This is a genomic window from Paenarthrobacter sp. YJN-D (genome assembly GCF_015040335.1).
In the GTDB taxonomy this organism is placed as follows: Bacteria; Actinomycetota; Actinomycetes; order Actinomycetales; family Micrococcaceae; genus Arthrobacter; species Arthrobacter nicotinovorans.
The window spans coordinates 2,134,127-2,160,295 of the sequence record NZ_CP053549.1 but is presented as its reverse complement, the minus strand read 5'-3'; the positions used below and the strand labels follow the sequence as shown (position 1 = coordinate 2,160,295).

At 64.1% G+C, this 26,169-nt stretch carries 24 protein-coding genes and 1 tRNA gene; 2 read left to right on the top strand and 23 right to left on the bottom strand.

Annotated elements, in window-relative coordinates; all coding sequences use genetic code 11:
• Positions 1-191 precede the first annotated feature (191 nt).
• On the top strand, positions 192-860 hold the full coding sequence (locus HMI60_RS10185) for a response regulator transcription factor (protein ID WP_110504372.1): 669 nt from the start codon (positions 192-194) through the stop codon (positions 858-860).
• A complete protein-coding gene (locus HMI60_RS10180; protein WP_193591101.1) occupies positions 826-2,049 on the top strand; it encodes a HAMP domain-containing sensor histidine kinase in 1,224 nt (407 codons plus the stop codon). The genes HMI60_RS10185 and HMI60_RS10180 overlap by 35 nt, the downstream gene beginning before the upstream one ends.
• 648 nt (positions 2,050-2,697) lie before the next feature.
• Here the strand turns inward: HMI60_RS10180 and HMI60_RS10175 are convergent.
• From HMI60_RS10175 to HMI60_RS10065, 23 genes are all read right to left on the bottom strand, one after another.
• Positions 2,698-2,771: transfer RNA gene (locus HMI60_RS10175), tRNA-Leu, on the bottom strand.
• 21 nt (positions 2,772-2,792) lie between these two features.
• The gene (locus tag HMI60_RS10170) at positions 2,793-3,713 is read right to left on the bottom strand and encodes an N-acetyltransferase (protein ID WP_193591100.1); all 921 of its coding nucleotides are present in this window, start codon (positions 3,711-3,713) and stop codon (positions 2,793-2,795) included.
• A 91-nt stretch (positions 3,714-3,804) separates the two neighbouring features.
• A complete protein-coding gene (locus HMI60_RS10165) occupies positions 3,805-5,259 on the bottom strand; it encodes an NAD(P)/FAD-dependent oxidoreductase (RefSeq protein ID WP_018777275.1) in 1,455 nt (484 codons plus the stop codon).
• Between the two features lie 38 nt (positions 5,260-5,297).
• Positions 5,298-6,701, bottom strand: coding sequence for a S8 family serine peptidase (locus tag HMI60_RS10160; RefSeq protein WP_193591099.1), 1,404 nt, complete (start codon positions 6,699-6,701; stop codon positions 5,298-5,300).
• On the bottom strand, positions 6,698-7,654 hold the full coding sequence (locus HMI60_RS10155; protein ID WP_018777273.1) for a Ppx/GppA phosphatase family protein: 957 nt from the start codon (positions 7,652-7,654) through the stop codon (positions 6,698-6,700). The genes HMI60_RS10160 and HMI60_RS10155 overlap by 4 nt, the downstream gene beginning before the upstream one ends.
• Positions 7,651-8,331 carry a DUF501 domain-containing protein gene (locus HMI60_RS10150; RefSeq protein WP_193591098.1) on the bottom strand — a complete coding sequence of 227 codons (681 nt, stop codon included), beginning with the start codon at positions 8,329-8,331 and terminating at the stop codon, positions 7,651-7,653. The genes HMI60_RS10155 and HMI60_RS10150 overlap by 4 nt, the downstream gene beginning before the upstream one ends.
• A 68-nt stretch (positions 8,332-8,399) precedes the next feature.
• Positions 8,400-9,158: a septum formation initiator family protein gene (locus HMI60_RS10145; protein ID WP_193591097.1), complete on the bottom strand. Its 759-nt coding sequence runs from the start codon at positions 9,156-9,158 to the stop codon at positions 8,400-8,402.
• Between the two features lie 146 nt (positions 9,159-9,304).
• Complete coding sequence (eno, locus tag HMI60_RS10140; protein ID WP_193591096.1) at positions 9,305-10,585, bottom strand: phosphopyruvate hydratase; 1,281 nt, start codon at positions 10,583-10,585, stop codon at positions 9,305-9,307.
• Between the two features lie 116 nt (positions 10,586-10,701).
• The gene (locus tag HMI60_RS10135; protein ID WP_227453701.1) at positions 10,702-11,301 is read right to left on the bottom strand and encodes a MazG nucleotide pyrophosphohydrolase domain-containing protein; all 600 of its coding nucleotides are present in this window, start codon (positions 11,299-11,301) and stop codon (positions 10,702-10,704) included.
• Between the two features lie 64 nt (positions 11,302-11,365).
• Positions 11,366-12,508, bottom strand: coding sequence for an adenosine deaminase (locus HMI60_RS10130; protein ID WP_018777268.1), 1,143 nt, complete (start codon positions 12,506-12,508; stop codon positions 11,366-11,368).
• A gap of 28 nt (positions 12,509-12,536) precedes the next feature.
• Complete coding sequence (locus tag HMI60_RS10125) at positions 12,537-13,220, bottom strand: DedA family protein (RefSeq protein ID WP_055975192.1); 684 nt, start codon at positions 13,218-13,220, stop codon at positions 12,537-12,539.
• Positions 13,221-13,412: 192 nt separating this feature from the next.
• Positions 13,413-14,063 carry a DedA family protein gene (locus HMI60_RS10120; protein WP_018777266.1) on the bottom strand — a complete coding sequence of 217 codons (651 nt, stop codon included), beginning with the start codon at positions 14,061-14,063 and terminating at the stop codon, positions 13,413-13,415.
• A gap of 85 nt (positions 14,064-14,148) precedes the next feature.
• A complete protein-coding gene (locus HMI60_RS10115) occupies positions 14,149-15,459 on the bottom strand; it encodes a thymidine phosphorylase (protein WP_018777265.1) in 1,311 nt (436 codons plus the stop codon).
• Positions 15,456-15,860 carry a cytidine deaminase gene (locus HMI60_RS10110; protein ID WP_018777264.1) on the bottom strand — a complete coding sequence of 135 codons (405 nt, stop codon included), beginning with the start codon at positions 15,858-15,860 and terminating at the stop codon, positions 15,456-15,458. The genes HMI60_RS10115 and HMI60_RS10110 overlap by 4 nt, the downstream gene beginning before the upstream one ends.
• Positions 15,861-15,862: 2 nt before the next feature.
• A complete protein-coding gene (locus HMI60_RS10105; protein WP_018777263.1) occupies positions 15,863-17,152 on the bottom strand; it encodes an ABC transporter permease in 1,290 nt (429 codons plus the stop codon).
• Positions 17,149-18,498, bottom strand: a complete 1,350-nt coding sequence (locus HMI60_RS10100) for an ABC transporter permease (protein WP_193591094.1) — start codon at positions 18,496-18,498, stop codon at positions 17,149-17,151. Before HMI60_RS10100 ends, HMI60_RS10105 begins: the two co-directional genes overlap by 4 nt.
• A complete protein-coding gene (locus tag HMI60_RS10095; RefSeq protein WP_026267097.1) occupies positions 18,488-20,008 on the bottom strand; it encodes an ABC transporter ATP-binding protein in 1,521 nt (506 codons plus the stop codon). Before HMI60_RS10095 ends, HMI60_RS10100 begins: the two co-directional genes overlap by 11 nt.
• Positions 20,009-20,141: 133 nt before the next feature.
• Positions 20,142-21,209, bottom strand: coding sequence for a BMP family protein (locus HMI60_RS10090; RefSeq protein WP_179128338.1), 1,068 nt, complete (start codon positions 21,207-21,209; stop codon positions 20,142-20,144).
• Between the two features lie 282 nt (positions 21,210-21,491).
• On the bottom strand, positions 21,492-22,514 hold the full coding sequence (locus HMI60_RS10085; RefSeq protein WP_110504352.1) for an NADP-dependent oxidoreductase: 1,023 nt from the start codon (positions 22,512-22,514) through the stop codon (positions 21,492-21,494).
• Entirely contained in the window at positions 22,511-22,942 is a 432-nt protein-coding gene (locus HMI60_RS10080; protein WP_018777258.1) for an organic hydroperoxide resistance protein, read from the bottom strand. Before HMI60_RS10080 ends, HMI60_RS10085 begins: the two co-directional genes overlap by 4 nt.
• Positions 22,943-23,007: 65 nt before the next feature.
• Positions 23,008-23,442: a MarR family winged helix-turn-helix transcriptional regulator gene (locus HMI60_RS10075; RefSeq protein WP_193591093.1), complete on the bottom strand. Its 435-nt coding sequence runs from the start codon at positions 23,440-23,442 to the stop codon at positions 23,008-23,010.
• 121 nt (positions 23,443-23,563) lie between these two features.
• Positions 23,564-24,769 (bottom strand): amidohydrolase, encoded by a 1,206-nt coding sequence (locus HMI60_RS10070; protein WP_018777256.1) that lies wholly within the window; start codon positions 24,767-24,769, stop codon positions 23,564-23,566.
• A gap of 109 nt (positions 24,770-24,878) precedes the next feature.
• On the bottom strand, positions 24,879-25,976 hold the full coding sequence (locus HMI60_RS10065) for a mannose-1-phosphate guanylyltransferase (protein ID WP_018777255.1): 1,098 nt from the start codon (positions 25,974-25,976) through the stop codon (positions 24,879-24,881).
• Positions 25,977-26,169 lie beyond the last annotated feature (193 nt).

The window sequence follows — 26,169 nt, the reverse complement described above, 5'->3', positions numbered from 1 at the left end:
AGCGTAAAGTGATCGGCTTTCGGGCCTGGCATAGTCGAATTTGCCTTCAAGACGTCACCAGCGTTGCCTCAAACGAGGGCCCCGGGAGACCGGGGCCGGACCCGGCGTTGGATCATCCCTCGTCAGCGGCTTTACCAGGAAGTAACCCCGGCTCTGCTTAACTGTTTCCGGGAAGAGAGGAGGGTTCGCGCATGCGGGTTCTGATCGTGGAAGATGAAGCTTTCCTGGCCGAGGCCATCCGCGACCGTCTTGAAGTCGACGCTATTGCCGGGGATATCGCCTTTGATGGTGACGCTGCCCTGGAGGCGACGACGCACACACAGTACGACGTTGTTCTCTTGGACCGCGATATTCCAGGCATCCACGGAGACGAGCTATGTCAATTGCTGTCCTCGAACCCGGAGGGACCGGCTGTCATCATGCTGACGGCGTCCGGGCATCTGGATGACAGGGTTGGCGGACTCGGGCTCGGTGCAGATGACTACCTCACCAAGCCGTTTGAGTTCACCGAACTGATAGCCAGACTCCGTGCGGTCCACCGAAGGCAGTTTGTGTCCCACCCACCCGTCCTCCGTTCCGGCGGGATCTCGCTGGACCCGTTCCGTCGTGATGTGACTCGAAATGGCCGGGCTGTGAATCTTACCCGCAAAGAGTTCGCTGTCCTGGAACTATTGCTCCGCGCAGGCGGGGGAATCATCAGCGCAGAAACGATTCTGGAGAAGGCTTGGGATGAAAACAGCAACCCATTCACCGGAACCGTCAAAGTAACAGTGAGCAACCTCCGGCGGAAACTCGGGTCTCCGGATCCCATCACCACTGTGATTGGTGTCGGTTATTCCATCACTGACCCTGGCCGCTGATATGCCCGTCCGACCCGCTTCCCGGTCCCGCCGCCGTCGGCTGACCATTCGAACGCGCTTCGCACTCACCTACGCCGGACTATCCATTGCCACCGGCACCCTCATGCTGACGATGATCTACCTGTTCATGCGTTATGTGCCGAACTACGACTTCGCTGTGTTCGACGGCAAAACGCTGCAGGTTGGCCCGTCGGTACCACCCGATGGTGGTAACAGCGTCACCAGTGGTGCGGCCGCTCCCTTTCTCATTTCCTCAACCGAAACCCTCTTCAACGTACTGCTTGCGACCTCGGCTGTGGTCCTGCTTATCCTCATTGTCGCGGGGATCGCAACAGGTTGGTGGATAGCCGGGCGAATGGTCTCTCCGCTCCTGGCCATCAACGCAGCGGCCCTGCGGGCAGCCACCGGTACACTTGACCAGCGTGTAAATTTGCTGGGGCCCCGCGATGAGATCTCGGACCTTGCCGCGGCTTTCGACCATATGCTTGACCGGCTGCAACACTCAATGACAATGACCGGTCGCTTCGCCGCGAATGCCTCCCACGAGCTCCGCACGCCCCTTGCCACCAACCGGGCGATGCTCGACGCAGCCGTCGCGCGGGTAACCGATCCCGCAGAACTGAGCCTGCTGAGCCGTCTCCGGCTCACTAACGAGCGCAGCATCACCATCGTTGAGGCACTTTTGGATCTGGCCGAGATCGAGGCCACGAGTGCACCGCTGACGCCGACCGAACTGTCAACGGCCACACACGAGGCACTCGCCAGCTGTGCAGACGAGGCCCGGTCCCGCGGTGTTGCAATCGAACTGCATCTGGACCCGGTTGTCATCTATGCGAACCAGGCGCTCCTCGTGCAGCTCATCTCGAACCTTCTGCAGAACGCAATTCGTCACAATGAGCCGGGTGGATTTGTGCAGGTGAGCGTCGCGGCGAGCACGGCCGACGCGCTTCCCCGTTTGGAGATTCTCAACAGTGGCCCGGTGGTCGACGAGCAGACACTCGCGAAGCTGACCGAACCGTTCACCCGTGCCGAAGGTCGTACCCGATCAACCGGCTCAGGGTCGACTGGTCGCGGCCTTGGCTTGTCCATTGTTTCCGCCATAGCAGTGCGCCTCGACGCAGACCTCGACCTGAAGGCGCGACCCGAGGGAGGATTGCGGGCCACAGTATTCTTCCCGCTCACAACGTGAGCGCGGCCCTCGCGCGCCGGTCCTGCTGGGAGGCGAATAAAACTCCATGACAAAAGGCCGATGTGCACCTCCGTAGACAGTTCGAGAACCCTGGCCCGGCCCTGAAGACCGTGGCCTCCCGCCTGTCTCGGGGCGTTTACCAGAGTAGTCGGAGGCCGTCGGAGCCATCGATCACGGATACGCGAGGCCGGTTGGTGCGAGCGGTCGGGATGGTGCACACCTTTCTGAGTGCTGGCCAGATCGATGAACTGGTGGCTCTGTATGTGCAAGGCATGACTCTGCCGGAACTAGGCGAGAGATTCGGCGTACACCATCGGACTGCCACGGCGCATCTCGTTCGCCGGACGGTGCCGCAGGTCTACTGCGGCGAGCGAGTGTGCATCACTGCAGTGAAGGCAAACCTTTCGTCAGGCGAGACGTGCAGGTGAAGGTTGACGGGACCCGCTATTGCAGCGTGGCTCACACGACGACCCTGCACCGGTTGCGTTAAGGGTTGCATCCGCAACTCCGGGGTTGCACGGCGCAATCGTGCGCACCAGTCCGCACCACCACCCAACGCTCCAGCATCACCTTCGTGCACCCACGGGAAAGCCCTCTGACCAGCCTATTTGCAACAATGTTGCGGAGCGGGCTCCCACTTGCCCTGTGTGCCCCAGGTGGGACTCGAACCCACAACACGCGGATTTTAAGTCCGCTGCCTCTGCCAATTGGGCTACTGGGGCGCCCGGACCATGGTATCCCAGCTACAGCCGGTTGAAGGGTTCGGCGTACCGGAAGGTGCCGTGAACGCCGTCGGGCCAGTCCGGCAGTGCCAGCAGCTGGAAGTGATCTCCCCACCCCGTTTCCGGTGGTGCCACGCCCAGGGACCTTGCCGGCACGAAGCCGAACCGCTGGTAGTAGCCCGGGCTGCCCAGCAGCGCGATCCCCGGTTCCCCCATGGCGGTGGCACGGGCCACCGTCTCGCGTATGAGGGCAGAACCGACACCACGGCCCTGGAACTGCGGAAGCACGCCGATCGGCCCCAGCCCAAGGAGCTCCAGGTCTCCCACCCACCCCCGGGTTGAGATCGCATGGCCCACTATTTCGCCGCCTGCCTCAGCCACCACACTGAGTTCCGGAAGGTACCCGCTGCAGTCAAAGAGTTCCCGGAGCAGCCCTGCTTCAATCGGAACGCCCTCCACCGGCTCGCCCGTCACCGGCGAAATGGCGAAAGCGCGCGCGGTCAGTTCCAGGATCTCCGGGCGGTCTGCCGGCCGCTCAGTGCGCAGGACCAGACCCTGCGCCAGCAGCCGCAACACACCCATCGCCCGCGGCGCGTCCGCCACCGGCACCAGCAGGTGGTCGTGGTGGAAACCGGCAAGGACGTTGCAGCTGATGCCGGCGTGCGTGAGCGCTGCGCTGACCGCAGCGGTCAGTCCCACGGCTTCCAGCGCGGAGCGGACCTGCAGCGTAATCCACGAGGCCACAAAGTCGTAGCTGAGTCCGAGCCTGTCCGCCTCATCCCGGTGCAGCACCACCGTCAGGCCCTCGGCCTCCCGGACAGCGGCCTCGATGGCGCCTTCCAACGGCCGACCGTGGGGCCAGAGCGCGTACACATAGTCGCCGTCGCGGAATACGGGGTGCAGGGATTCCAGCAGGGTGGTCAGATCTGTTTCACCGGGCATGGCTTCAGTCTAGAAGACGGATTAAACGACGACGGCGGCCACTCCCCGCAGGGGGCGGCCGCCGTCGTGCTTGTAGTGCTTGGTGCTTGTACTACTTGGCGTCAGCAGTCACCGGGGTCTTATCCTCGACAGGCTTCCCGGGCGCAGGAGCGGGCGCCGGAGCTGCGGCAGGCTTGGGAGCCGGCGTTGCTGCGGCCACGAACGCACCGCGCGGGTTGTCGAGGTCGATCAGCTGGGTGGTGTCGCGGCCTGCGAAGAAGGACAGGATCCAGCCAAAGATCACACGGAACTTGCGCTCAACCGTCGGCATGGCCATGCCGTGGTAGCCACGGTGTGCAAGCCAGGCGAGGCCGCCCTTGAGGCCGATGCGGCCCAGCAGGTTGATGTTGGCAACGCCCTTCCACTCGCCGAAGCCGGCAACAGCACCAAGGTTCTTGTGCTTGTAGTCGTGGAGCGGCTTGTCCCAGCGGGAAGCCCACAGGTTCTTGGCAAGCTTCTTGGCCTGGCGGAGTGCGTGCTGGGCGTTGGGGACGCAGGTGCCGTCCGGCAGGCCCTTGCCCGTGAGGTCCGGAACAGCGGCGATGTCGCCGGCCGCCCAGGCGTTCTCCACGATGCCTTCGTCGCCTGCGATGCGCAGGTCCGGGAGGACGCGGACGCGGCCGCGCGGTTCCAGCGGGAAGTCGGTGGACCGGATCATCGGGTTGGCCTGCACGCCGGCAGCCCAAACGAGCGTGTCTGCTTCGACTTCACCGGCAGAGGTCTTGTCCGGCAGGTTGATGAGCTTGAGGTTGCCCTCGGCGCTGTCCAGGGAGGTGTTGAGCAGAACTTCGATGCCACGGCTGCGGAGGTGCTCCACGACCCACTCGGCCTGCGAGGCGGTGACCTCGGGCATGATGCGGCCCATGGCTTCAACCAGGATGAAGCGGACTTCTTCCTGGCGGACGCGCGGGTTGTTGCGGACTGCTGCGCGGGCGAGGTCTTCCATTTCGGTGAGGCACTCGATGCCTGCGAAGCCACCACCGACCACTACGAAGGTCAGTGCCTTGGCGCGCTCTGCGGGGTCGGTCATGGTGGAAGCGGCTTCAATGCGCTCCAGGACCTTGTTGCGCAGCGCAACGGCTTCTTCGATGGTCTTCAGGCCGATGCCCTTGTCCGCGAGGCCCTTGATGGGGAAGGTGCGGGTGATGGCGCCGGCTGCGATCACGACGTCGAAGTACGGGATCTCGAAAGGCTCACCGCCATCGGAAGGAGCCACGACCGCAGTGCGGTTGGCGTGGTCGATGCTGGTGACGCGGCCCTGGATGAGCTCAGTCTGCTTCAGGTGCTGACGGTGGGAGACGACGGCGTGGCGTGCCTCGATGTTGCCACCTGCCACCTCGGGGAGGAACGGCTGGTAAGTCATGTAGGGCAGCGGATCCACGACGGTGACGATGCCACCGGCATTCGCGATCTTCTTCTGCAGTTTGAGTGCTACGTACAGGCCGACGTAGCCGCCGCCGACGACGAGAACCCGGGGACGGTCAATGAGCTCTGGGGTGGTTGCCATGGATCCAGAGTACAACACTTTGTGAAAATCTTCACTAACTACGTTTTGCCGGGCGGATCCACCGTCTCCAAGGTGCCGGTTTCAACCTCTTCAGGCACGGCGGGAGGATTCTTCGACACCCGCCGCAGCTGGATGGCGGCGCCGGCCACCAAGGCGATGAAAAGCGCGCCAAAGCCCAGTACGACGGCGGCGGGCAAGGCATCGTCGACGGTCGCCGGAGACTTGGCGGCAGGAACGGTGGGGTCGGCCAGGGTGGGCACAGCACTGGTCGGGCTGGCTACCGGTGCTTGTGAAGGCTCACTGAGCACCCCGCGGCGATGCACCCGGATCCAGTCCGCGATGGATCCCAGCGGATTGCTGCTGGTAGTGGGAACATCGGCCTTAAGCGCAGCCTCGGCGTCGAGGACGCCATAGCCGTACAGCGGATCCTTCCCAGGCGCTCCGGCATCCTTGGCCGTACTGACAATCCGGTTGATGACCTGGCTGGCACTCATCTCCGGCCATTTGGAGCGGATGAGGGCCGCCACGCCGGAAACGATGGGAGCGGCGCCCGAGGTTCCGGCCCATTCGGCGTAGCCGCCGCCGGGAATGCCTCCCACAAGGTTCTCCGCCGGTGCGGCCACCCCGATGCTGATGCCCTGTGACGACGAGTCCACGCTGGCGCGGCCTTCGCCGTCGAGCCCGGCAACGGTAAGGACGCCCGGGATGGTGGCCGGGGCCCCTACCTGGACGTTTCCGCCCACGCGGTTGCCTGCGGCAGCGACAATGACGACATCCTTCTGCTCCGCATAGAGGAAAGCCGCGTCCCAGCTCTGCGGCCAGTCCGGTGACGTACTGCCGAGGGAAATGTTGATGACCTTCGCGCCGTTGTCCACGGCCCAGCGAACGGCGTCGGGAATTTGCTCCTGATCGGTCTTCCCGCCGGGGTTGGGCGAACCAAGCCAGGTGGACACCGACAGGATCTGGGCTTCCGGTGCCACGCCGGTGATCCCGTCCGGTCCCCCGGCAGGAGGAGTCGTGGGGACAGGCGGGGACGAGGGTGTCGCGGAAGCCGAAGCCGACGCCGACGGTGGGGGCGTGGGCGTCGCATGCCCTCGCCCTGCCAGCATGGTAGCCACCAGCGTTCCGTGCTCGGTCTTGGCACCGATGCTCTTTTGCCCGTCGGGGGTACCGGCTCCGGAGACATCCGTACCGCCCACCACGGCACCCTTGAGGTCGGGGTGGTTCCCATCGACGCCGCTGTCGATGATCGCCACTTTGACCCCTGCCCCCTTGGAGACCTGCCAGGCGTTGGCAACCCCGGAATCCTTGATCCAGAACTCCTTGTCACGCCAGGCGTCCGCCACCGCGGCCGGAGCCGTCACGACGGCACCCAGCAGCGCACCGCCGGCCAGCACGGAGGCAAGGGCGGCGGAGAGGGTACGGCGGCGCAGCACCGTCATTCAGCGTCCCGGATGCTCAGGGCAATGCCGTCCAGGATGTCGTGCTCGCTCGAAACGGCTCCACGGATCCTGCCGTTGCCGGCCTCAGCCAGCCGGGCCAGGATCCGGCGCCACACCAAGGCTCCGGCCCCGATGACATCCACGCGTCCGGGATGCATGTAGGGAAGCGCTGCGCGTTCGGCCCGGGTCATTTCCAGCAGGCTGGTGCAGGCGTCGCTGATGGTCACAAGGTCCAGGGATGCGCCGTGGATCCGCTCGGGCTGGTATTCGCTCAGGCCCAACGCGTGCGCGGTGATGGTGGTGATGGAGCCCGCCACTCCAACCACGGCTGTGGCGCGGTCAAACGGGACCGTCCGGGCCGCGAGGTCGATCGCGGCATCGACGTCGGCCTCTGCGGCAGCGATTTGAGCGGCAGTGGGCGGATCGTTGCGAAGGTGGCGTTCGGTGAGCCGCACGCAGCCGATGTCCACGGATCGGGCGGCGATCACGCCGCCAGAGTCGCCCAGGACAAACTCCGTGCTCCCGCCGCCGAGGTCCACCACCAGGATGGCGTCCTCCCCCGTGACGGGCAGGACGCTGCTTGCGCCGGCGAAGGACAAGGCAGCTTCCTCGTCACCGGAGATGACCTCGGGCTCAACTCCCAGCAAGTCCCGGATCCCGTCCACGAAAACCTGCCTGTTACGGGCATCGCGGGTAGCCGAAGTTGCTGCGAAACGGACCCGCCGGGCGCCATGGTCCTCGATCAGGCGCGCGTAATCGCGGGCGGCTGCGAAGGTACGCTCAAGGGCCTCCGGAGCAAGCTCGCCGGTGGCATCCACGCCCTGGCCCAGCCGCACCACGCGCATCTCACGCACGACGTCGGTCAGCGGCCCCGGTGCGCCGCTCGCCGAAGCGTCGGCGATGAGGAGCCGGATGGAGTTGGTTCCGCAGTCGATGGCGGCCACACGGCTCATGCGTTTCCCTCTTCTGCAGGGGTTGTGGACTGGGCCTTGCGCACCGGCGCCGGGCGTCCCACGATCTCCGGAAGACCCTGGGGTCCGTGTCGGCTCAAGTCCCGGGAGGGCGCCTCCCCCGCGGTGTCCCATGCTCCGTCGCAGTAACAACGGTCCTTGGTCCACCACTCGGAGATGGCTTCGATGGCCTCGTCGCCGAGCGGATTGACGCCCGGACCAGCGGCCAGGGCGTGGCCCACCAGCACGTGCAGGCATTTCACGCGGGTCGGCATGCCCCCGGCGGAGATTCCGTCGATCTCGGGGACGGCACCGGTGCCGGAGCGGCCGGCGATGTCGTTTCGAGCCTGCAGATACGCCTCATGGGCGCCCCGGTAGGCGTCAGCAAGGTCCTGCTCACCGGTCAGGCGCTGGTTCATTTCGTTCATGAGCCCACCTGCTTCAAGCCTCGAAACAGCGGAGGTGATGACCGGGTGGGTCAGGTAGAACGTGGTGGGAAACGGGGTCCCGTTGCTGAGCCGCGGCGCGGTCGCCGCCACCAGCGGGTTGCCGCACACACAGCGTGCCGGGATCTCCACGACGTCCCGGACCGGCCTGCCGAGCTGGCGGCTGAGGACCTCGAGGTCGTGTGCTGATGGCTGGCGGGATTCCTGCGGCACGGCTGCCGTGTTCTCTTCCACTTGCGCTGCCAACCTTCCTGCCCTTGTTGCCGTGTCCCATGCGGACACGACGGCGGTGGGCGCCGCGTCTAGTCTGTTGCCGATCGTCTGATGGACTCCCAGAGAGCATCCACCCAGGGCAGATTCTCCGGGTTTGCAGTTGATCCGGAGCCGGTGCGGCCACCCGGCGTGCCGGCGGCATCTTCCCCGCCAAACACCCAGTAACCTGTTTCACCCGGCATAACCATGTTAATGCGGTCGCGGGCCTGCTGTTTCACATAGTTGGGATCCTGCCACCGTGAGATCTGCTTGTTCAGCTCAGTTTGCTCCGCCTTGCGGCTGGCAATTTCGGCCTCCAGGGCTGAGATTTCAGCACGCTTCTCCAGGAAGATCTTCACGGTGGGCGCCAACAGGATGGTGATGGCAATCATCACCACGGCCAGCGCCAGCATCCTGCCTGAGAAGGCTTTTGCGGGCACGGGATCAAGATTGTCGGAGTCCTTGTCCGTCTTGCCTGCGGTGTCGCCCGCCTTTGCTGACGCACCTTTGCCGCCGGAGCCCGTCTTGCTGCCGCCTGCTTTGCCGGAACCTGTTCCGGCCTTGCCGGTGCCTGGCGCGGGGGTGCCGGGCGCTGTGGTGCGTGGCGCGGTCGGTTTGTCAGAGGTGCGCGGCTTATCAGCAGCGCGTGAGGCACCCAGGGAAATGACGTCGGCGTCCTCGGAGGCCTGCGGGGTGGCATGGCCGCCAGCGGACGTCCCGGGAGGGCGTGTTGCGCCTGCGGGGCGGGCTGTGCCTGAAGAACGGCCAAGGGCGTCGGCCCTGGGTACTTTTGGACGACGGGTGGCCATGACACTCCTGTAATGCCCGGTGCTTGCCTGGCGGGGTTGCTGCACTTGCTTGTCGAAACTTGCTTGTCGAATCTGGCCAGCTTTAAACAGAACCGGTGGCCATGGTCTTTCCACCATAGCCACCGGTCAACTGATTTCGCTGAAGGCTAGCCCTTGAAACGCGGGAAAGCGCCGCGGCCGGCGTAGCGTGCGGCGTCGTCGAGTTCTTCTTCGATGCGCAGCAGCTGGTTGTACTTTGCGACACGCTCAGAGCGGGCCGGGGCACCGGTCTTGATCTGGCCGGCGTTGGTGGCAACGGCGATATCGGCGATCGTGGTGTCCTCGGTTTCGCCGGAGCGGTGCGAGGTGATGGTGGTGTAGCCGGAGCGCTGGGCCAGGGAAACGGCGTCCAGCGTCTCGGTCAGGGAACCGATCTGGTTGACCTTGACGAGCAGGGAGTTGGCCGTGGCGGCGTCGATGCCCTGCTGCAGGCGGACCGGGTTGGTGACGAAGAGGTCGTCGCCCACCAGCTGGACCTTGTCACCGATGGTGTCGGTAAGGGTCTTCCAGCCTTCCCAGTCGTTCTCGTCCAGCGGGTCCTCGATGGAGACCAGCGGGTAGTCGGCAACGAGTTCGGCGTAGTAGGCGCTCATCTCGGTGGCGGAGAGTGCTTTGCCTTCGAACTGGTAGGCGCCGTCCTTGAAGAACTCGGAGGAGGCAACGTCCAGGGCCAGTGCTATGTCCGTACCCGGGGTGTAGCCGGCGTTCTTGATGGCTTCCTGGATCAGGTCCAGTGCAGCGCGGTTGGACGGCAGGTTGGGGGCGAAGCCGCCTTCGTCGCCGAGGCCCGTGGAGAGGCCCTTTTCCTGGAGGACAGCCTTGAGGTTGTGGTAGACCTCAACGCCCCAGCGGAGGCCTTCGGAGAAGGTTTCGGCGCCGATCGGGGCGATCATGAATTCCTGGATGTCGACGTCCGAGTCGGCGTGCGAGCCACCGTTGAGGATGTTCATCAGGGGAACCGGAAGCACGTGGGCGTTCGGGCCGCCGAGGTACTTGTACAGCGGCAGGTCAGCCGAAGCTGCTGCAGCGTTGGCCACGGCCAGGGAAACACCAAGGATGGCGTTGGCGCCCAGCTTGCCCTTGTTGGGCGTGCCGTCGAGGTCGATCATGGCCTGGTCGATGCTGCGCTGGTCAGTGGCGTCGAAGCCAATGAGTGCCGGGGAGATCTCGTCGATGACGGCGTCTACGGCCTTCTGGACACCCTTGCCGAGGTAACGGCCTTTGTCTCCGTCGCGGAGTTCGACAGCTTCGTGCTCGCCGGTGGAAGCACCGGAGGGAACTGCTGCGCGGCCGATCTGGCCGTCGGAGAGCAGGACCTCAACTTCTACGGTCGGGTTTCCGCGGGAATCAAGGATCTCGCGTGCGTGGATGGCATCGATAAGCGCCATGGATGTGCTCCTTATGGGCAAATTACAGGAATGAGGAGGGAAATTCTCAACGTCCTCGTCGCTACTAGCGTAGTCCAGAGTGGCTCAGGTTACGGAACGGCTTCCAACCTTTCACGTCATGAAGGCTGGCCCGGGCTGTTCTGAAACGATCGAACTGCGGCGCGGAGGGCGCGTTCGGCGTCGAGTCCCTGCTCCCTGGCCCCGGCGACGACCGCCAGCAGCAACTCGCCGAGCGCCTCTTCCGTGGCAGGGATGACGGGAACAACGACGCCGGCCGGCGCGCCTTGCGCGTCGACGTCCAAGCCTGCACGGACCGCCCGGTCCAGGGACTTCTGCGCCGCCGCCAACGCCGGAAGGTGGGGCGGAATGCCCTCGAAGGGGTCCTCCCGCTCCGGTTTCTCCGCACGCTTGGCCGCGTCCCACTTGAGGATGATTTCCTCGACACTGGCCGGAGAGCTTTCCTGGAGGGAACCGTCGGGCTTGAAGACGTGCCGGTTCCGCCGGATCATCTTGGCATTGATGTCCGCGGCCACGGCCTCGAAGTCGAAGCTGCCGCGCTCCTCGGCGAGCCGGGCGTGAAGTACTACCTGAAGCAGTACATCGCCCAGCTCGCCGCGAAGCTCATCGTCAACAGCACCCGCCTCGATCGAGTCCACCACTTCATAGGCTTCCTCGATCAGGTACTCCACCAGCGACTCATGAGTCAGGGCACCCATCCAGGGGCAATGCTCACGTAATGCGGCGATCGTCCCGATGAGCTCTGTGAGCCCGTAGCAATTGTCAGCCGAGGTTGGCGTAGGCATCGTTGATGTACTCGACCAGCGCCTCGCGCTCATCCAGCGGCAGGAAGGCCGCTTCGGCTGCGTTGAGTGTCAGTTCCAGCAGGTCATCGAGGTCATAGTCGAACGTCTCCACCAGGAGCTCGAACTCATCCGTCAGGGTGACGCCGCTCATGAGGCGGTTATCGGTGTTGATGGTCACGTTGAAGCCGAGCTGGAAGAGCATGTCCACCGGGTGGCTTTCAATGCCCTCGCCAAAACCGGAAATGGCGCCGGTCTGGAGGTTGGACGACGGGCAGATCTCCAGGGCGATGCCGCGGTCGCGGACCCAGGCAGCCACGCTGCCGATGGTCACCATGCCCACGGTGTCTTCGCCGTCGTCGTCCGAGTTGTCCTCGAACTCAACCGAGATGTCCTCGGCGATCCGCACGCCATGGCCAAGGCGCAGTGCCCGGCCGTCCACGAGTGCGGACTGGATGCTTTCGAGTCCGGCTGCCTCTCCTGCGTGGACTGTGGCGGGGAAGTTGTTCTCCGCCAGGTAGGTGAACGCATCCTTGAAGCGCGAGGGCAGGAAGCCGTCCTCGGCCCCGGCGATATCGAAGCCGACGGCTCCATTGGCCCGGTGACGGACGGCGAGCTCAGCGATTTCCTGGCCACGGTCGGCGTGGCGCATGGCGGTGATTAGTTGCCCGACCTGGATCTGCTGGCCACGCTCTTCTGCTGCATCCACGCCCGCTTCGAGGCCGGTCTGGACGGCTTCCACCACTTCGTCCAGGGTCAGGCCCTTCTGGAGGTGCTGTTCCGGGGCCCAACGGACTTCGCCGTACACCACGCCGTCTTCAGCCAGGTCCTCAACGAATTCCTTGGCGACCCGGAACAGGCCTTCCTTGGTCTGCATAACCGCGATGGTGTGGTCGAACGTTTCGAGGTAACGGACCAGCGAGCCGGAGTCGGCGGACTCGCGGAACCATTCACCGAGGGCGACAGCATCGGTGGATGGCAGCGTGTGGCCTACGGCTTCGGCCAGTTCGATGATGGTGGCGGGGCGCAGGCCTCCATCCAGGTGGTCGTGAAGGGAAACTTTGGGGAGGCTCTTCAGATCGAAGTCGAGGGCAGGGGCGGCGTCAAGTATGGGCTCAGTCACGTACTAAGACTAGGGCGACGGCGGGACCTTAGCCAGCAGGCTTTGAACGGTCGACGCCGACAACCGCCTTTTGGGACTTTTCCACCTCAGGTGCCTCGGCACTCGCGGCGGCGTCCTTGGAGTGATCCTTCTTCTCGAGGTACTTGTGCCACCAGCGGAGCGCGTGATCGACGACGATACCCAGGACTACGGCAAAGGCAACCGCAATGCCAACGCCCAGGAGTGGGTTGTTGTGGACCCACTGCCCGGCGAGCAGACCGATCCCGATGGAATAGGCCACCCACGTGATGCAGGCGAAGGCGTCCAGTAGGAAGAAGGTCCGGTGCCGGAATCCGGTCTGCCCGGCGACGTAGTTGACAGCTACGCGGCCCCACGGGATGTAGCGTGCCGTGAAGATGAGCACCGCGCCGCGCTTGTCCAGTTCGTACTGGGCCCACGCGAACATCTTCTGCACCTTGGGGCGGCGCATCCACTTCCACCGTGTGAGCCCGATCTTGCGGCCGAGCATGTAGGCCATGTTGTCGCCCGCCATGGCTCCCACCAGGGCGGTTGCCCCCAGTATCCACAGGTTGGGCTCTCCGCTGTGAAGGGACAGCGCCGAGAGGCCAACGATGGCTGTTTCGCTGGGAAGGATGGTGGCAAATCCGTCGATGAAGAAAAAGACCAGAAGTACCGGATATATCCAGGGCTGCCCGGCTGCATGCTCGAGCATTTGGTTCAAAAACTCCACGCGGCGGTAGCTCCTAGATGAATATGACTTGACAGTGTGACCGAAGTCGCTCTTAGTGTCCCATGGCCGGGACGTCGTTCGCTACGCCCCAGCCCCGGGATCACACGCTTAACGCTATCGGTCACGCTTCGTGGAGGCGTCAACCGGCGGACTGATCTTGGGAGGCCGTGAGTGTCATACCGTGGGTGGAGGCGGGACGTCCTGCCCGGGAATGTTCTTGCCGTCCAGGGGCACGGATCCGCGCACCCGGCTGATGATGCGGTCAATGATGATGCCGAGGATCACTGCCACCACAATCGCTATGACGGCACCCAGCAGATGGTTGTGCTCGAACCAGACGCCGAAGAAGTATCCGAGCACCACTGAGTAGCTGGCCCAGAGAACTGCCGAGGCTGCGGTCAGAAGAACAAAGCGGCGGTGATTGAAATGCGTGGCTCCGGCGGTGAGGTTGACCGCCACCCTGCCGATGGGAATGAACCTGGCGACCATGATGAGCGAAGCAGCACGCCTGCGCAGTTCCTTGCCGGCCCAGCGGAAGGCGCCCTGCATCCGTTGCCTCCGCATCCAGCGCCAGCGCTGCGTGCCGATCCGCTGGCCGATGATGTAGGCAATGTTGTCGCCGGCGAAAGCCCCCAGTGCCGCCATCAAGCCCAGCAGCCAGATGTTCGGCGAACCGCTGCTGCCCGAGACCGCGCTCAGGCCCACCACCACGGACTCACTGGGGATCGGTGGGAAGAAGCCGTCAATGAGGCAACAGGCGAGCACCAGGAACAACACCCACGGCTGTTCCGCCGCGGCGAGGATGAAGTCGTTGATGCCCTGCACGGTTTCCTTCGAGTAGCGGCTCCCCCACAGGCGCCGGACGACGATTATTCCGGGCCATCCGCAGGACGGCCCGGAATAATCCAGCCTAGGCGATGCGGCTGATAATTAGCTGACGGGCGGGACGTGAACCCTCAGGGGCAATGACCACCGCGTCCTGCAGGGCTTCCTTGGCACGATCAAACTTCTCCGGAGTGTCCGTCAGGAGCGTCATGAGCGGCTCGCCGGCGCGGACCAAAGCGCCGGGCTTGGCGTGCATGCGCACGCCTGCCCCGGCCTGGACCTGGTCCTCTTTACGTGCCCTGCCGGCGCCCAAGCGCCAGGCTGCGACGCCCACGGAAAGAGCGTCCAATTCCACCAGGACCCCATCTGCCGGGGCGTAGACAACCTCGGATTCCTTGGCTACCGGCAGTGCGGCCCGGGGATCGCCGCCCTGGGCTTCGATCATCCGGTTCCAGACATCCATGGCCCTGCCGTCCTTCAGCGCCGCTGCCGGATCAGCATCGTGGATACCGGCACCGGCCAGCATTTCCTCAGCCAGGCGGACCGTCAGTTCGACGACGTCTTCCGGACCGCCGCCGGCCAGGACCTCCACGGATTCCTCTACCTCGATGGCGTTTCCGGCTGTCAATCCGAGCGGGGTGGACATGTCCGTTATCAGCGCCACGGTGTGCACGCCGGCGTCCTTGCCCAGGGCCACCATGGTTTCGGCAAGCTCCCGGGCCCGGGCTTCATCCTTCATGAAAGCACCCGAACCAACCTTGACGTCCAACACCAGCGATCCCGTGCCCTCCGCGATCTTCTTGCTCATGATCGAGGAAGCAATCAGCGGAATCGCCTCCACCGTTCCCGTGACGTCGCGGAGTGCGTACAGCTTCTTGTCCGCAGGCGCCAGCCCCGAACCTGCCGCGCAAATGACCGCTCCCACGTCCTGGAGCTGGGACATGATCTCGTCATTGCTGAGGTTGGCCCGCCATCCGGGAATAGCCTCAAGCTTGTCCAGGGTCCCGCCGGTGTGGCCAAGTCCGCGGCCCGACAACTGCGGTACCGCGACGCCGAAGACGGCCACGAGAGGTGCCAGCGGCAGCGTGATCTTGTCCCCGACCCCGCCGGTGGAGTGCTTGTCGCTCGTAGCCTTCATGCCGCCGTCGGGCCTTGTGAGGGACGAGAAGTCCATCCGCTCGCCCGAGGCGATCATGGCGGAAGTCCACCGCGATATTTCGGCGCGGTCCATGCCGTTGAGGAGGATGGCCATGTTGAGCGCTGCCATCTGTTCCTCGGCGATCACGCCACGGGTGTACGCGTCGATTGTCCAATCGATCTGCTCAGGCGTGAGCGTGCCCTTGTCCCGCTTGATGGTGATGATCTGAACGGCGTCGAACGCTTCGGTACTGGTCACGTGGTTTCCTCCAGGTGTTCCGGACCAAAGGCGTCGGGCAGTACCTGGTCCATGGTTTTGATGCCTTGGGTGGTCATGAGCTGCATGCCGGGGGCCCTGAATTCATAAAGCAACTGGCGGCAGCGGCCACACGGCATGAGGATGTTGCCTTGCCCGTCCACGCAATAGAACGCGGCAAGCCTTCCGCCACCGGTCATGTGGAGTTGGCCCACCAGCGCGCACTCGGCACAGAGGGTCAGCCCGTAGCTGGCGTTCTCGACGTTGCAGCCGCTGACGATCCTGCCGTCGTCGGTGAGGGCAGCAGCCCCCACCGGGAACTTCGAGTACGGAGCGTAGGCGTTTTCCATGGCCTGTTTCGCGGCTGCTTCCAGGGCGGGCCAGTCGACGTCGTTTTCCGGCATCGTCAACCCTTCACGTACGGTATGCCGCTTGCGGCCGGTGGCCGCGACTTACCCACCAAACCGGCGACGGCGAAGATGGTCACCAGGTACGGCAGCATGGCCATGAACTGGCTGGGCACCGGGGTACCGATGATGCCCAGAATCGACTGCAGGTTGTACGCGAAACCAAAGAGCAGCGACGCCAGGAACGCGCCGATCGGATTCCAACGGCCAAAGATCAGGGCAGCGAGGGCAATGAAGCCGCGGCCACCAGAGATGTCCTTGGTGAAGGAATCGATGGTCACCAGGGTGAACACAGCCCCGCCGATACCGGCGATCGCACCGCCCAGGGTGACATTCCAGAATCGGGTGGCGTTGACATTGATGCCCAGGGTATCGGCCGCTTGCGGGTGCTCACCGACAGCGCGGACGCGCAAGCCCCAGCGGGTCTTGAACAAGCCGAACCACACCACGGCCACCGCGATGTACATGAGGTAGCCCGCGATGGACTGCTCGAACAGGATGGGCCCGATGATGGGGATATCCGAGAGCAGCGGGATCGGCAGGATGTCCAGGCGGCCCGGGGTGTTGAACTGCTCCTTGTTGGGAACCATGAGGGTGCCGTACAGGAAGCCCGTGAGGCCCGAGACCAGGACGTTGAGCACCACGCCGACGATGATCTGGTTGACGAGGTACTTGATGCTGAAGACCGCGAGGACCATGGACACCACCGCGCCGGCGGCAGCAGCCGCAATCAGGCCGATGTACGGGCTGCCGGTCATGGTGGCTACGAGCGCCGCCGTGAAAGCGCCGCCCAGAAGCTGGCCTTCGATGGCGATGTTGACGACGCCGACGCGCTCACACAAAACACCGGACAGCGAGCCGAAAACCAACGGAACAGCGAGGGTCACCGACCCGGCGACCAGGCCCGCCAATGAGATGGATGGCTGGCGGGCCCCGGCCACGATCCACACCAGGAGGGCGAAGACAAAGACCACGGCAAAGGCAATGGGGAGCCACTTCGGCGATTTTTCCCCCTGCGTCCAGAGGTAGATCGAGTAGGCAGCCATGGCCAGCAGCAGGATGCCGAAGACAATGCCGCCCACCTGTCCCGGAATCATGAGGGCAGGAACGGCAACGGCGTCACCGGCGTCGCTGATTTTCATCTCCGCGGTCTTGTCCGAGCCCAGGAAGCCGAAGAACACCAGCGCGATGAGGGCGAGGACGCCCAGCGAAACCGGAACCTTCAGTGAGGGCCGGAACCCCGGCAGGGCCGTGGACCCGGGCGTTGGAGCGGTGGTTGTCGCGCTCATTTGGCACCTCCGGTGGCATTGGCAAGGGCAGCTTCAGGAGCCGCCTTCGGTGTCTTGTTCTTCTTCTTTTTCTTGCCCTCGAGCCGGAAGATTGACCTGATCAGGGGCGGTGCGGCGATGAACAGGACGATCAGGGATTGGACCACGAGCACGATGTCGATGGGGGTTCCCGTCTGGATCTGCATCTGCACGGCACCGGCACGGAAAGCCCCGAACAACAGTCCGGCGAAGAACGTGCCCCACGGTGTACTGCGGCCCAGCAGGGCAACAGTGATGGAGTCGAATCCGATCTGTGCAGCCACGCCGCCGGTGAGGACTTTCTCCGTGCCCGCAACCTGTGCGACACCGCCGAACGCCGCCAGGGCACCGGCCAAAGCCATCACCATGATGGTGGCGCGTGGCACCTTCACCCCGGCCGTACGCGCGGCCACGGGGTTGGCGCCGACGGCACGGAATTCGAAACCGATGGTGGAGCGGTTCAGCAGCCACCACACGCCATAGGTCAGCGCGATGGCCACCAGGAAGCCCAGGTGGAGCCGGGATCCCGGGATCAGCACCGGATAGGTGGCCGATTCATCCAGACGCGGCGAAATGGGGCTGTTGTCCCCAGGGCGCCGGAAGGCGGCGGTGTTCAGGAGGAAGTCCAGCAGGAACAGCGCCACGTAGTTCAGCATGATGGTCACGATGACCTCGTGCGCGCCGGTCCTGGCCTTAAGGATCCCAACGATTGCGCCCCATGCGGCGCCACCGAGGACACCCATGATGATCACCAGGAGGAGGTGCAGGCCAAACGGCAGGTGCCAGGTGAAACCAACATAGGCGGCCAGGGTGGCACTGATGATGATCTGCCCCTGCGCACCGATGTTGAACAGGCCTGCGCGGAACGCCAGGGCCACGCCCAGGCCCGCGCAAATGAGCGGCGTCGCCACTGTCATGGTTTCAAGCAGCGGAGCGAACCCCTGGCGGGTGTTGAACACCGCACCTTGGAAGAGGGCCACGTAGCTGTCCGTCATGGCAGACCACAGCGCACTCAGGAAGTCGCTGGGGCGGGCGAACAGGTACCCTGCGGTCTTGGCCACCTGGGTGTCCGTACTGGCAATCAACAGTCCACCGAGGAAAAGGGCCACGATCACGGCCAGGACCGAAACGAAGCCATTGCCCATCACGATCCGACGCATGACGTTGCCTTGTTGGTGCCCCGGTTCGCCGCTCTGGGAGGAGACAGGAACGATCGACGGCTCCAGCGCACCGCCGGCAGTATCCAAGGCAACGTCAGCTGCCCGGACTTCCGCGGTGGATTCTCCAGGTCTCTGGTCCTTGGCGGACCCGTCGCTGCTACTGGTCATCGGAGCCTCCTTCGGGGCCGACGCCGGCCATCATCAAGCCGAGCGTGTCGCGTGGTGTTCCCGCCGGGACGATGCCCACGAGTTTGCCCTTGTAGAGCACGGCTATCCTGTCTGCGAGCTCAATGACTTCATCAAGCTCTGTGGAAACGATCATGACCGGCGTTCCGACATCCCGCTCGGCGACGATGCGCTTATGCAGGAACTCGATGGAACCGACGTCCACACCGCGTGTGGGTTGGCTTGCAATGAACAACCGCAGCGGACGCGAAAGTTCCCTGGCCATGACCACTTTTTGCTGGTTACCGCCGGACAGGGTCCCCGCAGCCGACCCCGCGGAGGGGGTACGGATATCGAATTCCGCGATCTTGGCCTTGGCATGCTCTGCAACCTTGGCAGGCTTCATGCTGATGCCGCTGGCAAACGGTGCTTGGTCGTAGAGGTCAAGCACCAGGTTTTCGGCCACGGAGAACGGGCCCACCAGGCCGTCCACGGTACGGTCTTCAGGAACGAAGCCGACGCCGGAACGCAGGACTTCCTTGACGGGCAGGCCGAGAAGCTGCTTCCCGTCCAGGACCACCGAACCTGTGACATGTTCCTGGATGCCGAGGATGGCTTCCGTCAGTTCCGTTTGGCCGTTGCCCTGGACACCGGCGACGGCGAGGATCTCACCTTGGGCGATATCGAAGCTGATGCCGTCCACGACGTTGGTGCCGTTGGCGGCGCGGACAGTGAGGTTTTCGACGACGAACGTGGTTTCCTTCGGCTGCGCGGCAGCCTTGTTCAGGCTCAGGCTGACCGGCCGGCCCACCATCATGGAAGCAAGCTCCGTGGCCGATGCCGTAGGAGGGGCGTCGCCTACCACTTTGCCGCGGCGGACCACGGTAATGACGTCGGAAACAGCCTTCACTTCCCGCAGCTTGTGCGAAATGAAGACGATGGACGTGCCGCCGGCTTTGAGCTGGCGCATGATGTCCAGGAGCTCATCGGTTTCCTGCGGGGTCAGCACGGCTGTGGGCTCGTCCAAGATGAGGACCTTGGCTTCCCGTACCAGCGCCTTGATGATCTCCACGCGCTGCTGGACGCCCACGGGGAGGTCCTCCACCAGGGCATCGGGATCGACGTCGAAGCCGTACTTGTCGGAGATTTCCCGGATCTTCTTCCGGGTTTCATCGATGCTGAGGACACCGCCGAACGACGTCGGTTCAGCACCGAGCGCAACGTTCTCGGCGACCGTGAAGACCGGGACCAGCATGAAGTGCTGGTGCACCATGCCGATGCCCGCCGCCATGGCATCGCCGGGGCCGCGGAAGTTGACGGGTTGGTCATCTACCAGGATCTGGCCGGCGGTGGGCTCGTAGAGCCCGTACAGCACGTTCATGAGGGTTGATTTGCCGGCACCGTTTTCGCCTAGAAGGCAGTGGATCTGGCCGGATTCGACCACGAGGTCGATGTCTTGGTTGGCGTAGAAGGTCCCGAAGGCTTTCGAGATCCCCTTCAATTCGAGTTTCACAACTCCCACCGTTCTGTGAGTCCGAGGGACAGCTGAACAGCTCCAAAGCAACGAGCTTTGGGTTCAGCCTAGTCAGGGCAAAAACGCGCCGCCAGTACCGGGGCTCGGTACTGGCGGCGCGTCCAGGAATTGCTTACTTCTTGGGGCTTGCCTTCGATTCGACCACGAGCTTGCCGGAGACGATATCCGCCTTCAGAGCGTCAAGTTCGGACTTGGTTTCTGCAGAAACAGCCGAGTCGAGATCGTGGAACGGGGCAATGGCCACGCCGTCGTTCTCCAACGTGCCAACGTAGGCTTTGTTGCTGAACTTGCCGTCCTTGTCGTCCTTCACCACGGTTTCGACGGCCTCGCCCATCTGCTTGACCACGGAGGTCAGCATGAGGTCCTTGTATTCGGGAGCCGTCAGGTAGCCGTCGGAGTCAACCCAGATCAGCTTGACGTCCTTACCGGCGGCTTTGGCTTCCTTAAGCGCGGCACCGGCACCCTTGCCAACCGGACCGGCGACGGGCATGACGATGTCCGCGCCCTGGTCCAGGAGGTTGATGGTGACCTGCTTGCCGGTGTCCTGCTTCTCGAAGTCGCCGGTGAAGGAGCCGTCCTGGGTGTTCTTGTCCCAGCCGACAACCTGGACGTTCTTGTTCTTGGCCTTGTTGTAGGCCTGGACGCCGTCGTAGAAACCATCCATGAAGATCGTCACCGTGGGGATCTTGATGCCGCCGAAGGTTCCCACCTTGCCGGTCTTGGTGGTTGCAGCAGCGGCGTAGCCCGCAAGGTATGCAGCCTGGGCGGTGTCGTAGACGACGGGCTTGACGTTGGCGATCGGGGCGTCGTACGCGAAGTCGATGATCGCGAAGTGCTTGTCGGTGTTCTTTTCGGCAGCGGCCTTGGTGGCGTCGCCCAGGAGGAAGCCCACCGTGACAGTCAGGTTGCAGCCTGCGGAGACCATGCCGTTGAGGTTGGTCTCAAAGTCGCTGTTCGCCTTGGATTCGGCCGACTTGGTCTGGATGCCCAGATCTGCTTCGGCCTTCTTCAGTCCCTCGAAGGAGGACTGGTTAAACGACTGGTCGTCGAATCCGCCGGAGTCGGAAACGATGCATCCGAGGAAGTCGCTCTTGGTGGCGGCGCCGGATCCGGCGTCGGGGGCCTGGCCACAGCCGGTCAGCAGGAGCGCTGCTGCGCCGACGGTTGCAACACCGGCCATTGAACCGCGCTTCAGGGTGGCACGCAGTGGTTTCTTCAATTTTCCTCCAGGAAGAAAGTGATTGGCGCTACGACGGATGGTCAATGAGTGTCCGTTTCCTATACCTGAGGCAGAAATTCTGTTTTCACTGATGCTCGCAGCTGCGCCGAAGCGCATTGATGACACCACCCTAGTGGCCTGGAACACACCCGGATAGCACAAAGGCGGCCTGCCGCTCAGATTGTTGACTTTTTGTTACCAAGCAGTAGCCGGGTGTGCAAGTCACACCCGGCTACTGTCGCATCACAGGCGGACGAGCATCTTTCCTGTGTTCGCTCCATCCAGCAAATCAATGAACGCCTGGGGCGCATTTTCCAAGCCGTCAACGATCGTCTCGTCGTAGCTGATGGTGCCGTCGGCAAGCCATCCGGCCATCTTTTGGGCAAACTCGGCAGCATGCTGGCGCTGCCCGCCGACGAGGAACCCGCGAAGGGTCAGCTGCTTGCCGATCGCCACTGCCATGTTCCGCGGCGCTGCCGGAGGTTCAGTGGAGTTGTACTGGGCGATCGCACCGCACATTGCCACGCGTCCGCCTACCGTGAGCGTTGCCAGGGCGGCCTCGAGGTGTTCCCCGCCAACGTTGTCGAAGTACACATCGATGCCGCGCTCCCCTGCAGCTTCCTGGAGCTGCTCGAGGACGGGACCATCGTTGTAGTTGAACGCGGAGTCGAAGCCCAGTTCCAGCAGCCGTGCGACCTTTTCCGGCGAACCGGCGCTGCCGATGACCTTGGAGGCGCCCATGGCCTTGGCAATCTGGCCCACCATGGAACCGACTGCACCGGCCGCTCCGGAGACGAACACGACGTCGCCCTCTTTGAACTCGGCAACCTTCAGCAGGCCGGCATAGGCCGTGAGGCCGGTCATGCCCAGCGCGCCGAGGAAGGCCGAGGTGGGAGCGAGTCCGCCCGGCACCGGCGTGATGTCCGCAGCGTCAACCACCGCGTGTTCGCGCCACCCCAGTTGATGCACGACGACGTCACCCACCTTGTGCGCGTCCGAACGGGACGCGATCACCTCACCTACGGCACCGCCGTCGAGCGCTGCATCGAGGCGGAACGGCGCCGAGTACGACTTGACGTCGTTCATCCGGCCGCGCATGTAAGGATCCACGGACATGAACTGGTTCTTCACCAGGAGCTGGCCTTCAGCGAGCTCCGGCAGTTCAGCCTGTGCCAGACGGAAGTTCTCCGGCGCCGGACGGCCGACGGGGCGGGAGGCAAGGTGGATTTCGCGGGTCTGCACCGGGGTGCCTGCTACGGCGCTCATGCTGCGAACTCCACGAGCTTGAGGTCAACGTTCATGTTGCCGCGGGTGGCGTTGGAGTAGGGGCAGATCTGGTGCGCCTTGGCCATCAGGGCTTCGGCGGTTTCGCGGTCCAGGGCAGGCAAGGCGATCTCGAGTTCGGCAGCGAGGCCGTAGCCTTCGCTGTCGGTCAGCGCGCCAAAGTGGATCTTCGCCGCAACGGCAGAGTCGCTGACGTCGGCACGCTCCTTGCGGCCAACCAGCCGCAGCGCCGAGTGGAAGCAGGCTGCATAGCCGGCTGCGAAAAGCTGCTCGGGGTTGGTTCCCTGGCCGTTGCCACCGAGTTCCACCGGGCTGGCGAGGGCTACATCCAGCTTGCCGTCCTTGGTGCGGGCGTTGCCGTCACGGCCTTCGCCGGAGGCAAGCGCCTCCGCTGTGTAGAGAGTCTTCATGGTGTTTCCGTTTCTCTTCGGGAATGGGATGGCATGGAAAAATTCAGAGTGAGCTGTTCAGGGCCTCAAAGTGAGCTGTTCAGGGCTGCGGTGAGCTTGCCGAGGGTTGCGTGGAGCTGCTCGATTTCGGCTGCGGAAAGTCCGGCAGCGTCGGCCAACCGTTGGGGCACTGCCTGGGCCTTGGCGCTCAGCGCTGTTCCGGCGTCGGTCAGGACCACATCCACGCGGCGTTCGTCCTCGGCGGAGCGTTTCCGCGCAACGAGCCCCAGGCCTTCAAGCCGTTTTAGCAACGGCGACAATGTTCCGGAGTCCAGCCCCAGTTCGGCACCGAGTTCCCGGACGCTTCGCGGCTCCTGCTCCCACAACACCAGCATCACCAGGTACTGCGGGTAGGTCAGGCCGAGGTCGTCGAGGACGGGGCGGTAGACCGCCGTCGCGGCCTTTGATGCCGAGTACAGCGCAAAGCAGACCTGGTGGCGGAGGCGGGGTGCATCACTCATGGATAAAACGATAGTGCACAATTCAATTGCGCACAACTCAATTGGAGGCAGGCTGCCCAAGCAAGGGACAGCGAATGCTCCAAAGAGGGCTCAACGGGACATCTGCTGTCCCCCGGTCGGGCTACTGGGGAAGGTCGCGGATGGTACGGAGTGCAGCCGCAGTGAGGACGCGGACAGCGTAGCCAAGGGCGCGCTCATCAACGATGAAGTCGCCGCGGTGAAGATCGTATTCCTCGCCGCCGGGGGTGTGCGTACCCAGGCGCATCATGGCGCCGGGCAGGTCCGCCAGGAACCACGCAAAGTCTTCGCCGCCCATGGACTGCGGGGTGAGCACAACAGCGTTCTCCCCCAGTTCCGCGCGGGCAGAGGCTTCGATGAGGGCCGTCTCATGCTCGGAGTTCACCACGGGAGGCACGCCCCGGGTGTGCTCCAGGTGCACGTCCACGCCGTAGGGCGCAGCGACCTGCCGGACGACGTCGTCCAGCAACTCGCCCGCACTGTGCCAGGCATCGCGGTCCAGGCAACGCATGGTGCCGGCCATGTAGCCCGTACCGGGAATGGCGTTCGGCGCCGAACCTGCCGAAATCTGTCCCCACACCACGGAGACGCCGCTGCGGACGTCCACCCTGCGGGACAGCACTGCGGGAACATTCACCGCTATCTGGGCCAACGCGAACACCAGGTCCTCGGTCAGGTGCGGCCTGGAGGTGTGGCCGCCGCGGCCGGAGAGCTCGATTTTGATGGTGTCCGACGCTGACGTGATGGCGCCGATGCGCGTGCCGATCTGGCCCACGTTGATCCTCGGGTCGCAGTGCAGTGCCAGGATGCGCGGCACGCCCTCAAGCACCCCCTGCTCGATGCAGGACAACGCGCCGCCGGGCATCGTTTCCTCGGCAGGCTGGAAAATGATCCGCACCGTGCCGCCCAGCGGGTTGTTCTTGTGCATCCGCTGGAGTGTCAGGGCAATGCCAAGCATCGCAGTGGTGTGGACATCATGTCCGCAGGCATGCGTCACGCCGTGGTTCTTGGAGGCGAACGGCAGGCCGGTTTCCTCGATGATCGGCAAAGCGTCAATGTCCCCGCGAAGAGCCGTGGCGATGGGACCCTCCCCCACGTCGACGGTGAGCCCGGTTCCTTCGAGCCGGCGCGGCTTGAGTCCGGCTGCTTCGAGCCGCTCTACGAGTTTGTCCGTGGTGCGGAACTCCTTGAACGACAGTTCCGGGTGCGCATGGAGGTCCCGGCGGAACTCAATGAGCCCGGGGAGCAGTTCATCAACCCAGGGACTCACAACGGGGGCGGGCTCGGTTTCAGTCGTGTAATTGCGCACGTCACAACTCTAGCCATCCGGGGCACCCGAAGACCGAAAGCCACCTCTTGGTTACGCCGCGTTCAGACGCAGGACAAGCAAAGAGGTGGCTCACGGTATAAGGCTCGGGCTACAGGACGTCCGTGTCGCCGCTGGCTTTCAGGGCGTCAACGGTGCCTTTCACCAGTTGGGCATGCTCTTTCGTGGTGACCAACAGGGCATCCGGGGTGTCCACGATGACCACGTCTTTGATACCGATCAGGGCGATCACACGCTTGGTGTCCGAAACCACCACGCCGCTGGCATCCTCCGCGAACACGCGTGCGCCCTCGCCGAGAACCGTCACTTCGTCGACGTCGCCGGCGTTGTTCAGGCGACCGATCGCGGCAAAGTCGCCAACGTCGTCCCACCGGAAGGTGCCAGGCACGACGGCGACGTCGCCGGCTGCCGCTGCGGGCTCGGCTACTGCATAGTCAATCGCAATCTTGGGCAGGGTGGGCCACACACGGGCGGTAACCTCAGCCCGCTGCGGGGTGTCCCAGGCCTCGGCGATCTCCTGGAGGCCGGCGAAGAGTACGGGCTGGTTGGCTTCGAGGTGCTTGAGCATCAACGCGACGGGAGCCACGAACATGCCTGCGTTCCAAACGTAGTCGCCTGCTTCGACGTACTTATTGGCAACTTCCTGGCTGGGCTTCTCCACGAATTCGGCCACCGCCAGCGCGTTCGGAGCGCCGTCAACGTTGAGCGCAGCGCCCGAACGGATGTAGCCGAAGCCCGTGGAGGCGTGGGTGGGCTTGATGCCGATGGTGACAATCTTGCCCGTGGCTGCGGTGTAGATCGCCTCCCGGACAGTCTCCTGGAACAGGTCGTCGGGGCTGATCACATGGTCAGCGGCGAAGGACCCCATGATGGTCTCCGGATCGCGGCGGTAAAGGATGGCAGCGGCCAGGCCGATCGCCGCACCTGAATCCTTGGGCTCGCTTTCGAGCACCAATTCGTCGTCCCCTACTTCCGGGAGCTGGCGGCAGACAGCCGCACGGTGGGCCTCGCCCGTCACTACCAGTACGCGTTCACCGGCCAGTGGCTCCAGGCGGTCGTAGGTAGCCCTCAGCAAGGTGCTGCCGGACCCGGTCAGGTCGTGCAGGAACTTAGGCGCGGCGGCACGCGAGAGCGGCCATAGCCGGGTCCCCACACCGCCCGCCGGAATAACCGCATGGAAGCGGTTCATGGGCGATTCCGGGTATTTCGCGTCTTCTGTACTCACCGCAACACTTTATCCGACGCAAGCGGTAAGCTCCGCAGAACGCCACGCATGTGGCGTTCGTCTCAGACAGTATCCAAAATCGCCTGAATCCGGGCAGGAAACATGGAATTAACAAGCAGAGAAGCCCGTCCTAAATTGAATATGCTGTGAGCGAAGC